General features: G+C 34.2%; 14 protein-coding genes. 3 read left to right on the forward strand and 11 right to left on the reverse strand.

Features of this window, described 5'->3' with window-relative positions; all coding sequences use genetic code 11:
• Positions 1–113: 113 nt before the first annotated feature.
• Positions 114–890 carry an XRE family transcriptional regulator gene (locus tag ACEN92_RS10140; RefSeq protein WP_495642235.1) on the reverse strand — a complete coding sequence of 259 codons (777 nt, stop codon included), beginning with the start codon at positions 888–890 and terminating at the stop codon, positions 114–116.
• A 141-nt stretch (positions 891–1,031) separates the two neighbouring features.
• On the opposite strand from ACEN92_RS10140, the gene ACEN92_RS10145 reads away from it, so the two are divergent.
• Both ACEN92_RS10145 and ACEN92_RS10150 read left to right on the forward strand, forming a co-directional pair.
• Positions 1,032–1,658 (forward strand): alpha-ketoglutarate-dependent dioxygenase AlkB family protein, encoded by a 627-nt coding sequence (locus ACEN92_RS10145; RefSeq protein ID WP_495642236.1) that lies wholly within the window; start codon positions 1,032–1,034, stop codon positions 1,656–1,658.
• A gap of 153 nt (positions 1,659–1,811) precedes the next feature.
• Positions 1,812–2,273, forward strand: coding sequence for a DUF1810 domain-containing protein (locus ACEN92_RS10150; RefSeq protein ID WP_495642237.1), 462 nt, complete (start codon positions 1,812–1,814; stop codon positions 2,271–2,273).
• Positions 2,274–2,440: 167 nt separating this feature from the next.
• Here ACEN92_RS10150 and ACEN92_RS10155 read toward each other — a convergent pair whose 3' ends face one another.
• The 10 genes from ACEN92_RS10155 to ACEN92_RS10200 form a co-directional block, all read right to left on the reverse strand.
• Positions 2,441–2,866: a VOC family protein gene (locus tag ACEN92_RS10155; protein ID WP_495642238.1), complete on the reverse strand. Its 426-nt coding sequence runs from the start codon at positions 2,864–2,866 to the stop codon at positions 2,441–2,443.
• Positions 2,867–3,048: 182 nt separating this feature from the next.
• Complete coding sequence (locus tag ACEN92_RS10160) at positions 3,049–3,468, reverse strand: lipocalin family protein (protein WP_495642239.1); 420 nt, start codon at positions 3,466–3,468, stop codon at positions 3,049–3,051.
• A gap of 192 nt (positions 3,469–3,660) precedes the next feature.
• Positions 3,661–3,828 (reverse strand): hypothetical protein, encoded by a 168-nt coding sequence (locus ACEN92_RS10165; protein WP_495642240.1) that lies wholly within the window; start codon positions 3,826–3,828, stop codon positions 3,661–3,663.
• 170 nt (positions 3,829–3,998) lie between these two features.
• Entirely contained in the window at positions 3,999–4,745 is a 747-nt protein-coding gene (locus ACEN92_RS10170; RefSeq protein WP_495642241.1) for a phosphatase PAP2 family protein, read from the reverse strand.
• Between the two features lie 169 nt (positions 4,746–4,914).
• Entirely contained in the window at positions 4,915–5,475 is a 561-nt protein-coding gene (locus ACEN92_RS10175; protein ID WP_495642242.1) for a hypothetical protein, read from the reverse strand.
• A gap of 477 nt (positions 5,476–5,952) precedes the next feature.
• Positions 5,953–6,279 carry a uracil-DNA glycosylase family protein gene (locus tag ACEN92_RS10180; protein ID WP_495642243.1) on the reverse strand — a complete coding sequence of 109 codons (327 nt, stop codon included), beginning with the start codon at positions 6,277–6,279 and terminating at the stop codon, positions 5,953–5,955.
• Positions 6,280–6,512: 233 nt separating this feature from the next.
• Entirely contained in the window at positions 6,513–7,946 is a 1,434-nt protein-coding gene (locus tag ACEN92_RS10185; RefSeq protein ID WP_495642244.1) for a TolC family protein, read from the reverse strand.
• A complete protein-coding gene (locus ACEN92_RS10190; RefSeq protein WP_495642245.1) occupies positions 7,939–11,106 on the reverse strand; it encodes an efflux RND transporter permease subunit in 3,168 nt (1,055 codons plus the stop codon). Before ACEN92_RS10190 ends, ACEN92_RS10185 begins: the two co-directional genes overlap by 8 nt.
• 123 nt (positions 11,107–11,229) lie before the next feature.
• The gene (locus ACEN92_RS10195) at positions 11,230–12,312 is read right to left on the reverse strand and encodes an efflux RND transporter periplasmic adaptor subunit (protein WP_495642246.1); all 1,083 of its coding nucleotides are present in this window, start codon (positions 12,310–12,312) and stop codon (positions 11,230–11,232) included.
• A 175-nt stretch (positions 12,313–12,487) separates the two neighbouring features.
• Positions 12,488–12,865, reverse strand: a complete 378-nt coding sequence (locus tag ACEN92_RS10200) for a hypothetical protein (protein WP_495642247.1) — start codon at positions 12,863–12,865, stop codon at positions 12,488–12,490.
• A 327-nt stretch (positions 12,866–13,192) separates the two neighbouring features.
• On the opposite strand from ACEN92_RS10200, the gene ACEN92_RS10205 reads away from it, so the two are divergent.
• Positions 13,193–13,693 (forward strand): tetratricopeptide repeat protein, encoded by a 501-nt coding sequence (locus ACEN92_RS10205; protein WP_495642248.1) that lies wholly within the window; start codon positions 13,193–13,195, stop codon positions 13,691–13,693.
• The last annotated feature ends 71 nt before the right edge of the window (positions 13,694–13,764 follow it).

Here is a 13,764-nt window from a genome sequence, read left to right on the forward strand (position 1 = left end):
GCCAGAAGATTTGAACTTTGCATTACAAGGAGGTTATTTAAAAAACGGGAAATAGAAGAAATTCTTCTATTTCCCGTTTTTTATTTCTTTCAGCTCTAAATTCTCATTACAAATCAACTTATATTTAAAATACTATTCTTAATTTCAGACACTTCCCTTTTTACTTCTAAAAGCAATTCTTTTGTAATTTGGGTTTCCGACATTTCCTGCCGTTTATCACTACGTCCAATATTACACTCATATTCCCAAATTTCAAGAATATCCGAAACCTTAACATCATATTTGGGATAAAAACTATTGTCAGACTCTAAAACCAGAATATTTTTTTTGTTTTTATTGAGACGCTTATAAACCATTCCCTCACTTTTGGTTATTAATATATAAGTTTTACCATCCTGAACCTCTCCAAGTCTTTCTACATAACGGCCAATAATAATGCTTCCATCCTCATGCGGGGGCATAGAATCTCCCTCAACCGGAAAACCTCTGTGCTTACCGGGTCCTAAAAAAGGAAGTGAGATTTGCTGCAGGTTTTCAATATACTCGGGATCTGCATATCCGTTTAAATAACCGGCCTTTACTTTTTGTGTAACTATTTCAATAAAGTCCTCTCCTTCCCGATCTACCTGTATGGGTAAAATAAGCCGGTTGTTTTCCAGCTTTAATAAATCCTGCACATCAATTTTACGAACATCTACTGATAGCAGTAAATCAATACTAATATGATAATGCTGTGCAATTTTCTTTAAAATATCATAAGGTGCTTCTGAGGTTCCGTCTTCGTATTTGACATACCTGCCTCTGGTAATTTGTAAACCCTCTGCTAATTTCTCCTGCGATATTTTATGCTTTAATCTTAAAGCTCTGATATTGTCTGAAAATAAGGACATAATAAATTTGTTACAATTTGTAACAGCAAATATAATTAAAATTGTTACAAACTGTATTAATTTTGTTTCAATAAATTAAAAGCAATTATACTGAAGAACTTTTTCCAGAACATTTAATATGCTTGAATAAAAAAACAACTTATGATGCTATTTAACGACACCGAATTATTTTCGTCTGGTTTATGTGGCAAAAAAATATTTGACCTTCCGGATACTGAACTTATTTTGATCGATAATTTCTTTAATAAAGAAGAATCTGATTATTATTACAACATACTGCTCCATCAGACAAAATGGAGAGAATATGAAATGCAAATCTTTGACAAAACTGTTACTGCTCCAAGAATGATAGCCTGGTATGAAGACAAAGAAAATATTGGAGCCAGTCAGGAAGGACCTGATTGGACTCCGGAACTGCTAACAATTCGTAAAAAAGTAGAAGCTGAAACCGGGCTGAGTTTTAACAGCCTCCTTCTTAATTTTTACCGAAACGGTAATGACGGTGTAGCCTGGCATAGCGATCAAGAGCATCATACAGGCAAGAACCCTGTCATTGCTTCAGTGACTTTTGGGGAAACAAGAATGTTCAGACTTCGCCATAAATTCAGAAAAGATATCCCGCGGGTAGATATTCCTTTACATCATGGATCTTTTTTATTAATGGCAGGAACGACCAACAGTTTTTGGCAGCATCAGGTTCCTAAAACGGCAAGAGAGGTACTGCCCAGGATTAATTTGACTTTTAGAAGAGTTAACAGAGAATTATAATTTTAGTAAATAATGGAAATTATTTCACATCTTAAATAAAGTAGAAAATTCTTCCTTTAAAAGTTAAACTGTTCATTGCATGGACCTTTAATTTCGTAACACTCCTCTTTTTGATTACTTTCGCACCCTTTTTCTATAATTATAAATATTATAATGACTCACTCAAACAATAATCTGATGCGTTTTTTAGACGCGCAAAATAAACTTTATCTTACTGCTTTTTCTGAAATTAAAAAAGGAAAAAAAGAAACTCACTGGATGTGGTTTATTTTTCCTCAAATAAAAGGATTAGGTTCCAGTGATAATGCAAATTATTATGCCATCGCAAATTTGGAAGAAGCCAATGAATTTCTGGCCCATCCAATTTTAGGCAAACACCTTATTGAAATTTCAGAATTGCTTTTAACTTTTAAAAGAAAATCTGCCGAATCTATTTTCGGCGATTTAGATGCCCGCAAATTACGTTCTTCAATGACGCTTTTTTCACTGATTGAAAATGCTGATCCGATATTTCAGGAAGTATTAGACGTTTTTTTTCCAAGTGAAATTGATTCCCTTACTCTGTCTATTATTAATTCAACAATAAATAAACAAATTGAAGAAAAACTATCCTGATTTAACAAGATACTTCAATTTGTTTATTTAAATATTATCTGCATAATGTGTATCATTGACTAACATTATACTACAAAAAAAGATTTTATAACTATGACTTATAACGAGTAAAACATATAAGATTAACTTTCATCTGTTTCCATATTTTGCAGAAGCTTTTTTTTACTCTAAGCAGGCTCCCATAATTCAATTTTGTTGCCTTCTGCATCCATGATATGTACAAATTTTCCATAATCATAGGTCACAATGTCGTCCAGTATGGTTACTCCGTTTTCTTTGAGTTGATTTACTAATCCTTCAATATTCTGAACACGGTAATTAATCATAAAATCTTTTTTGGACGGAGAAAAATATTCATCTCCTTTTTTGAAAGGGCTCCATTGAAGAGAGTGGATCTCCTCTGGTTTGTCAATATTTCTGGATTCAAAACTTGACGTTCCCCAATCACTGATTTCAAATCCCAGATTTTTGGCATACCAGCCTTTTGTTTCCTGCGGATTGTCTGAAAAAAAGAAAATCCCGCCAATTCCTGTCACCTTTGGTATTGTATCAGATGAAGCTGAGCTGCTTGTTTGATTTTTTTGATCTTCCATAATTTTTTTTTAGTTGTCAAAATCATCAACTAATATAATCAAAATCAGTTTAAACGTACTCCTATTTACGAGCGGAATTCTCTCAGTTGGGAGTAATAAAAAAACGGAAATAACTTTTATATCAGTTATTTCCGTTTTTAATTCCAATTCTCAAGAATCAGATTTTCTTCTTAAAATCTCGTTTATCTTGTATAAACTGTGATTTCACCAGTGGCCTTATTCTTTAATTTCAATTCTTTATTAGTAAGATTCATGATATCGCTGGTTGTACTGGTAGAACCCATAGTAATAGTTAAATCATTATGAGATCTTACATAAGTCCCCGTAGCTTCTGTTAAGCTACAACTAGAACCCTCATAATCACCTATAACGGCTACATTACTCAATTTTAGTTCTAAATAATCTTTACTACAGCCACTTTGATTTTCAGCAGCATCAACTAACACTTCTTGTCCATTAACAATTGTTCCTGTTTTGCTTAGGCTGTACTTCCCCTGGATTGGTACTATTGTTTCTCCGTCATTATCATCGTTACTACAAGATGTTGCGGCGAATAATCCAAAACTTAGGGCTAATACGTATAAAAAATTTCTAGTCTTCATGTTTTTTATTTTTTAAAATTATGTTTGATTTATATAAGCGAAATTACGCTCGATGTAATTCAAATTTGTTTCATAATTTTAAAAATAATTTACATAATTGGTACTTATTTAATAAAAATATAATTTTTTGTTAATAATTCAAATAATAATTCAAAAAATCCGTTTGGGGATAAAATTTCAAACAGTTCGTAATTACGTCTTGCACAATGCCATTAATTCATTGTGTCTTTGACAACCGTCTATTCTTTCTTTTTCAGTTAAAGTCCAAACATTCATTACTTTATTTCCTAATTTATTTTCAGAATCAGGCGCAATCAATTCAAATTCAATAATAATTACCCATCTTGCAAATGCTACCATACATTTCTTTTAATTTATATAGGTACTCGTTGCAAACGAGCACCGGTTTGGGTCAAAGCGAACTGAGTTCTCTCCGCCAAAATAAAAACATTCTTTGTGAAAATGAAACGTGAATTTACCGAAAATTCCGCGATTGCGATTACAGGCTGTTGTGCGTAGTTCGGTTGTTATTAAAATGACATTGATATACCCAAACCATATTGTTTTCCATTATAAACAGGCATGATTACTCCGTTCAGGTTTTCCTTCTTTTTGAATATTGCTTTCTTAATGAGCGGATGAATCCAATATGCTATTTTCGTACTTAAAATTCCAATACCAGCTCCAGCTGCAACATCACTAAACCAATGTCTGTCATTGTACATTCTAAAAAATCCTGTTCCTGCAGCGACAACGTAGCCTGAAATTCCGTACCAGATTGATATATCTTTATATTCTTGAAATAAAAACTCAGCGCCCATGAATGCAGTTGCTGTATGACCGGAAGGAAATGAGTTGTTCGAAGTCCCATCTGGCCTTAGTTCATTTCCTGTCTTTTTTATAATATTAACTGTTGTTCCCATAATTAAATACGCGGAAGTTAAAATAATTGTTCTGTCTTTGAAATTATTTTTCCCTTTAACTCCAGCAGCATTTAACGCATATACAGATAGAAAAGTACTGTATTGAGAAAAGTCGTCAATAGTAAATTTGTTGTCGATATGTTCATTTAATTCCTCCTTTGTATCATTGTTGATGTCTTTGAGTGTATGACTTTCAAGCCCAATAACTCCATATGTAATTAAAGCAGTTGGAATAATTAAAGTTTCATATTTAAACTTAATTTTTTTGTTTATGATTATACTATCCGGGCTTTTCTGCCCAAACACTTTTGAAATTAATAGACAAAATAAAATGATCAAATTTGTTATTTTCATCGCATTTTTTTTTTAGAATTATATAAAATTCTGGTAATCAGCGGGTTTTGGATTAAATTAAGCCCTATTTTCGGATTAGCTAAATCATCCCAAATACAAAATCAACTTTCTAACAAGTCAATTGCCCAAATCCATTATAGTAGCCCTTGTGCGTTCGGTTTTTTATTTATTAAAATTCAACATCATCTCTTTCACAATAATATTTAGCAGGTTCAACTATACAACCTTCTCTATATTTGTTTTTATAAATTTTGCTGTAAATTGTATCTCCAGGTTTATTGATTTTACGTGTTACAATTGGTGGATCTGAATATTCAATTTCATATACTTTATCAGCTTTTTTGCATTTCAGGCAAATAACTTTTCCTAAAAAGGTTTTCTTATATTTTGCTGTAAAATCCAAATTCATTTCTATGTTATCACTTTCAAAATCAGTCACTGATTTAAGCAAAATTGGTCCAATTCCAATTCCGCTACAGAAAAAGTCAAAAGATTTTTCTTTTTCTGGTGTAAATGTCAAATTGAAATCTCCATTTTTGTCGGTATAATTTTCTGCTACTATTTTTCCATCTGCTTTCACAAAAATCTTCAGACCAACGATATAATCTTTCAGTTCTGGATTTTTTGGTTTCAAATGTCCATTTATGAAAACTGGATTTGATACGTTTTTGAAACTTAAGATAAGTAGAACTACAAAAATCGGCAAAATATATTTTATTTTAAATTTCATTTTTTTAGATTTTATCATTCGACTTCTTTCTGTTTTCTATTGCTCGAAACTGATGCACAACGTTCTAGTATTACAGCGGTTTGGCACTAAATTAATCCCATTATTCGGATTTGCCAAAATCATCCAAACACAACCAACTTCCCATTAAGCCAATTGCCCAAATCCGTTGTAGCTGTTAGCAGATGGCTCTGTTGAATAATAATTTAGGATATTGTTTATCTTTAATTTCGTTTTTCTCACGACTTCTTGTAGCTGGGTATAATAGATAAATTTCAATTTTTCTTTTTTCAAATTGATAAATCATTTTTTGTCCGTTTGCTGAAATACTATCTTCAATTATCGACAATTTATTTTTTTCAAGTTTGCATTTTAATATTTCAAAAGCCAATTTGTATGTGCAACAAATTCTAACTAAACTCGTATGTTGATTTAAAATATTTTCTAATTTTCCATTTTCTATAATATTTTCAACACCTATTAAATCCTCATCTTTTGTTGTTTTTTTATTCTACTAATTTTTGTAAAAACATCTAAAAAACCGATTTCTTTTTTTTCTGAAAAATTTATTTTATCCATCTTATTCTGTTCAGGAGAAATTTCACAACATTTAGTTAGTGTTTTTTTTAGAGGATATTTTGGGAAAATATTTTCCATTCTATTCCAAAAATGATTTCTGACTGAAGAATAAAAGAAAAAGTTATTATTATTGTAGACATCTTTAGGAGGAAATGTTCCTACGATAAGAGTTTTTATATTATTATGGATTGAACCATTTTCTATAGGATGCTTTTCTATTTCTTTCATTACAGTTTTTTTAAGCTATCTGCCAACTTGTTTATATGTATAATAAAATCACACAAATTCACTCTTATAGGCTGGCTTCATGCGATAAACGTTACTAGTATTTATTTCAGCTAATATAACAATCTTTATATTACAAAATTCATCATTATAAATTTCAAACATAAAATCATAAAAAAACCTCCCGAAATTTTACTTCCGGGAGGTTCAGTCCTACAATCAATAACCAACAATAATTATTTCCAGCCACCGCCTAAGTCTTTGTAAACATGGACTGCAGCATTTAGCTGTTCTTTTTTAGTATCTATCAGTTCTAATTTTGACTCTAATGCATCGCGTTGTGTCATCAGAACTTCAAAATAATCTACTCTTGCAGATTTAAACAAATCATTTGAAACATCTATGGATTTATTTAAAGCATCTACTTGTTGTGATTTTAAATCATATCCTTTTTGAAGATTATCTATTTTAGAAAGCTCATTCGAAACTTCGATATAAGCATTCAAAACCGTACGATCGTAGTTATACAATGCCTGAAGCTGTCTTGCATTGGCATTGCGGAACTCTGCTTTAATAGCATTTCTGTTAATCAATGGCGCAGCAAGATCTCCGGCCAAAGAATACAAAAGTGATTCCGGCAATGTAAACAGGTAAGACGGATTGAAAGCATTTACGCCTATCGCAGCCGAGATATCAAGCGATGGGTAAAATTCAGCACGAGCGACTTTTACGTCCAGTTTTGCGGCTGTAAGTTCCATTTCTGCCTGTTTGATATCAGGACGGTTTTGTAATAATTGAGACGGAATTCCAGAACTAACAGTTGATGGCAACAAACTTAAAAAGTTGTTTCTATCTCGCTTAATTTCCTGTGGATATTGACCCACCAAAAAGTTAATTCTGTTTTCCGTCTCTTTTATCTGCTGACGAATGTCAAATTCTTTACTTTTAGAATCCAGTACTTCAGCCTGAAATTTCTGAACAGCCAGTTCTGTTGCTCTGGCTGCCTGTTTCTGGATGTTTACGATTTCCAGGGCATTAGATTGTAACTCTATATTTTGTTTTACAATATCTAACTGACTGTCAAGGGCCAATAATTCGTAATAAGAATTAGCGATCTCAGCGATCAGATTTGTAACTACAAAATTCTTTCCTTCTACTGTTGATAAATACCTGCTTACTGCTGCTTTCTTAGAATTACGCAGTTTTTTCCAGATATCCACTTCCCAGTTTGCATAGGCGGCAACAACAAAATCCCCAAGGGGATCCGGTGTTTCTTTACCGGGCTTGATTTCTGTAGTGGCATCACCAGCACCCTGACTCGTATATCTTCCTACTTTCTCTACTCCTGCTCCGGCCCTAACGCCAACAGTTGGTAAATAAGCTCCTTTTTTTATACGAACATCATTCTTTGCGATTTCAATTTCCTGCAAAGTGATCATTAATTCCTGATTATTTTTCAGGGCAGTATCAATCAGATTTACCAGATTTTGATCTTTAAAGAAATCATGCCACGGAATGGCAGCCATATTGGTTGTATCCTTACTGTTTGTGTAAGCTTCAGGAACGACAGCTTTATTTGGAGTTTCCGTTGTGGCCTGCGGAGCCTTGCAGCTAACCGCTGCAAGACAAAGACCTAACGCAATATTATGTTGTAACTTGAATTTATACATGATTGTTGTCAATTTCTTCTGTTAATGGATTCTCTTCTTCATGTTTTACCAATTTGTGTTTCTCAGCAATCCTTGCGAAAATGTAATACAATCCCGGAATTACAAAGACACCGCAAATGGTACCGATCAGCATACCTCCGGCAGCAGCGGTTCCAATGGTTCTGTTACCAATTTTACCCGGACCGGATGCAAAAGCAAGTGGCAATAATCCTGCTATAAAAGCAAATGAAGTCATCAAAATAGGACGGAACCTCGCTTTCGCACCTTCCATTGCGGCTTCAAGAACTGATTTACCTGCTGCATGTCTTTGTATTGCAAACTCTACAATCAGTACGGCATTTTTACCCAGTAAACCAATAAGCATTACCATCGCAACCTGAGCATAAATGTTATTCTCCAATCCTGTTAATTTTAATAAAAGGAAAGCACCGAAAATACCCGCCGGTAAAGAAAGAATTACAGATAATGGCAGAATAAAACTTTCATATTGAGCTGCTAAAACCAGATACACGAATCCTAAACAAATCAGGAATACCCAAATTGCCTGATTACCCTGAGCTACCTCATCGGCAGAAATACCTGCCCAGTCAATATCATATCCCCTTGGTAATTTTTTGGCAGCCACTTCCTGAATCACCTTAATAGCCGTACCGGAACTATATCCCGGAGCTGCACCACCACTGATTTCAGTAGAATTGTACATATTATGTCTCGTAATTTCTGAAAGACCATATACCTTTTCTAATTTCATAAAGGCTGAAAAAGGCACCATTTCATCATGATCATTTTTCACATATAGTTTTAAGATATCTTCCGGCTGTGCACGATATTCCGGAGCCGCCTGAACGATTACTTTATAATTAATTCCGAATTTAATAAAACTGATTTCATAGTTACTTCCCACAAGAGTTGACAAAGTATTCATCGCGTTTTCGATAGAAACTCCTTTTTGCTGAGCCAGATCATTATCAACTTTCATCATGTACTGAGGAAAACTGGCACTAAAGAAACTAAATACGTTAGATAATTCAGGACGTTTATTCAATTCTTCGACAAACTCTTTATTGGCAGTTTCCAGTTTTTTAAAATCACCTGAGCCTGTTTTATCCAGTAACCTAAGTTCAAATCCTCCTGCTGCTCCATATCCCGGTACTGCAGGCGGCTGGAAAAATTCGATATTGGCACCCGGAATATCTTTCGATTTTTCTTCGAGTTCAATCATAATCTCCTGAACAGATTGCTTTCTGTCATTCCAGTCTTTAAGGTTTATCAAACAAGTTCCTGCATTAGATCCGGTACCCTCAGTCAAAATTTCATAACCTGCCAATGAAGAAACCGATTTTACACCTTCAACAGTTTCGGCTATTTTTTGCAATTTCTCTGCAATATTATTTGTTCTTTCTAATGAAGAACCCGGAGGTGTCTGAATAATAGCATAAAACATTCCCTGATCCTCATTCGGAATAAATCCGGAAGGAACCGTACTGCTGATCAGCCATGTTCCGGCACAAAATCCAAGAAGCGCGATAACAGTAACGGCTCTTCTGTTTACAATTTTACCTAATACATTTTGGTATTTGCCCTGCGCCAGGTTAAACTTGTTGTTAAAACCATCTATAAATATATTTACCGGCGTTTTCTTTTTAGGTTTACCATGATTATTTTTTAACATCATTGCACAAAGTGCCGGCGTTAAAGTCAAAGCCACAATCCCCGAAAGGATAATTGCTGTTGCCATCGTAATCGAAAACTGTCTGTAAAAAACTCCTACAGGCCCGGACATAAAGGCAACCGGAATAAATACCGCAGCCATCAGGAACGTAATAGCGATAATAGCTCCTGCAATCTCATGCATCGCTTTTTTAGTTGCTTTAAGTGGCGAAAGATGCTCTTCCTCCATCTTGGCATGGACGGCTTCAATAACCACAATCGCATCATCGACGACGACTCCAATAGCCAAAACCAGGGCAAACAACGTAATTAAGTTCAATGAAATATCAAAGAATGTCATGAACACAAAAGTTCCTACCAGCGAAACCGGTACTGCAATTGCCGGAATAACCGTAGAACGCCAGTCACCCAGAAAAAGAAACACCACCAATCCTACCAAAATAAAAGCTTCGATCAGTGTGTGAATTACTTTCTCGATAGAAGCATCCAGGAATTTAGAAACATCATATGAGATTTCATAATCCATTCCTTTTGGAAATTTCTGCTTGATTTTTTCCAGTTTCGCTTTTACGTCTTCAATAACCTGATTGGCATTACTTCCAAAAGATTGTTTCAATACAATAGCTGCTGATGGTCTGCCGTTTAAGTTCGAATAAATATCATACATCGAACTGCCAAATTCAACTTTGGCAACATCTTTCAAACGCAAAAGCTCTCCATTGCTGTTTGATCGTACAACAATATTCTCATATTGTTCTTTTGTTGTAAAACGCCCGGAATATTTCAATACATATTCAAATGCCTGCGAACGTTTACCTGATGCCTCCCCTGTTTTACCCGGTGAAGCTTCTAAACTTTGACTCGATAAAGCTTCCATTACTTCATCGGCAGAAATTTTGTAAGCCAGCATACGATCAGGTTTTAGCCAGATACGCATGGCATATTCACGTGTTCCTAAAATATCTCCGGATCCAATACCATTTACCCTTTTTAATTCTGACAGTACATTGATATCTGCATAATTGTACAAAAACTTCATGTCGGTATTTTTGTCCGTACTATAAAGGTTCACATACATCAACATACTCGGAACTTCACGAGTAATCTTTACACCCTCTCTTACTACTAATGGAGGTAATTTATTAGTAACCGAAGCCACACGGTTCTGAACGTTAATGGCTGCCTGATTAGGATCGGTACCCAGGTTAAATACGACTTGTATACTCGCCTCACCATCATTTCCGGCATCAGAGGTCATATATTTCATCCCCGGAACACCATTTAAAGCTCTTTCCAAAGGAATAACAACCGATTTGATCATCAATTCTCCGTTAGATCCAGGGTAATCTGCCGTAACATTTACCATAGGAGGAGAAATCGAAGGGAACTGGGTAATAGGTAAATTCAAAACTGACAATATCCCTAAAAAGACAATTATAAGCGATATTACTATCGACAGAACAGGTCTTTGTATAAATTTATTAAACATTTATTTATTTTTTAATGATTAAACCAAAACCAAAATTGGCAATTGTTTCAAGTTTCAGGTTTCAAGCTTCAAGTTTCGCACTGAACGTGAAACCTGAAACTTGAAACAATAAAAAACAAAAACTTACTCCGCTTTTAGGCGTAAATTATTGATTACCTTTTGAGGAGCTATGTAAGAATATTTAATTTTATCATTCTCTTTTACTTTCTGAACCCCTTCAAGTAAAATTTTATCCCCTTCAGCAAGTCCGCTGCTTATCACATACAAATCAGGGATTTCACCGGTAATAGTAATTTCTTTTGAACTTACCTTATCGTTTTTACCTATTACAAAAACATACTTTTTATCCTGAATCTCATATGTTGCTTTTTGCGGGATTACGATAGCATTTTTAAGGGGTACAAGCATTTGAACCTGTCCGGTTTCTCCGTTTCTGAGTAATTTTCCGGAATTAGGGAATCTTGCTCTAAAAGCAATATTACCTGTTTCGTTGTTAAATTCACTTTCGATAACTTCTACCTTTCCTTGGTATTTAAAAGTTTCGCCATTGGCCAGAACTAAATTCACTTTAGTCTCAGCACGATCTTTTACGTCAGTTTGGTATTGTAAATATTCAGGTTCCGATACGTTGAAATAAGCAAACATCTGACTGTTGTCTGAAAGACTGGTCAACAATTCGCCTTCGTCAATAAGACTTCCTAATTTTAAAGGGATTCTGTCAATTGTTCCGTCAAACGGAGCCCTGATTTCTGTAAATGACAAATGCAGTTTTGCAAGAGCCACTTCAGCTTTTGCGGCCTGGAGCTTAGCCTGTGCCACAGCCTGTTCATTCTTTGAAACGATGTTTTTATCGGCCAGGGTTTTGGCGTTTAGTAATTCTATTTCTGCTGATTTTTGTTCTGCCTGAGCTTTGAGTAATTCAGCTTCATACATTTTTGGCATGATTCTGAACAATACCTGACCTGCTTTTACAAACTGGCCTTCATCAACATAAATGTTTTGCAGGAATCCTTTTTCCTGAGCACGGATTTCGATGTTTCGTACAGATTTTATCTGCGAAACATATTGTTTAGTAAATGAAGTATCTATTTTTACAGGGTTTGTTACTGTAAAAACTTCAGCTTCTTCTTTTTCTTCTTTTTTTGATGTACAACTGGTTAGGCACAACAAGGCTGCTAAGCCCGTTAAAATAACTACTCTTTTCATGATATAAATTTGGAAATTAAGCGATAGGATGTCAGGAATACAAGATTCCTGAGGTCTGAAACATAAAAATCAGCCGCCAGATAAACCGTGAAAAGTCAGAATGACAAAGTATATTAAAAATACAACTCGTACTTATGCATGATCACGCTTATTAGTAACCGATGAATAAGTAGAATCAAATTCTTAAAACTCTCTGAGTAATATAAATAGGATTTGAATTGCCACAGAATGGCACGAAGAATTTAAAATGACTGTGATAATTTACAATGATCTGACTTGAGAATGTCAAATACCAATTATCAAGCAAACTGTAATTTGCAGCAAAAGTTTTACTGACTGCTTTATTTTTAAAAGTGTCGCCACCCAGATGTTCCTCATCCAAATCAGCTTCCTCAATTATGGAACTGCCCTGATCCTGATTCGTGTATTTTACCCGGTGTTTATGCTCATAAGCATGTAGATGAGAACTATGATGTGTACCCGCATTAAGATATTGCCCTCCGCCAAGCAGAAGGAAATTCATGAATACCAGAAATACAATTAATTTTCTCATTTGATTGCGAAAGTAATGAAAGTATTGAAACAAAAAAATAAATTTTAAGAAGCTTTAACATCTAAAACAAACGAAAACGTTTTCTTTATGTATTAAAAATTTAACAGTAAAATTTCTCGATTTAATTTGTAAAAAATAGAAGACTTTTTCGGTTTGAAAAAATAATCTTTATAGCTTTTTAATCGCTGGCTATCATTTAAATAACCGGAAGAGAAAAATTATTTTCTGTTTTTTATCTCATTTTTGCTAAAAAGAACTTTTCTTGCAAAATAAATATTTCTATATTCGTTTTTCACAATATTAATCTAAACCCCCAAATTAATTTTTATGAAACACCTACTACTTACTGTATTTTTTATGATGACCTGCCTGAGCTGGTCACAATCTGCAAATGATTTTTTTGACAAAGCTCTTAAAAAAGCAGAAGCCGGAAACACAAAAGGGGCAATTGCAGACTACACTAAGGCTATTGCCCTGAATACAAAATTTGTTGCAGCTTATCAAAACAGAGGAGTTGCGAAATTCAAAGCTAATGACCTGACGGGAGCCCTTGCCGATTTTAATAAAACAATTGAATTGGATAATATGAATACTGATGCTTTTACCGGCAGAGCCAATGTCAATTACAAATTAATGAAATATGAGGAAGCTATAAAAGACTGCTCCGCTTCTATTGATTTTAATCCTAAAGATTATGTAGCCTTCAATCTTAGGGCTTTGGCTTATAACAGAATCGGAAACAAAAAAAATGCCTGCAAGGATTTCTCAAAAGCAATAGAATTAGGCAGTCAGAGTGCCATCAAGAACAGAGCTACTTTTTGCAAATAAACACAACCAACTAACAGTAAGCAATCTGGAAGAACTTTAAATCTTACAGATTGCTTTTTTTATTAAAATAT

Source organism: Flavobacterium sp. Flavsp81 (assembly GCF_059491325.1).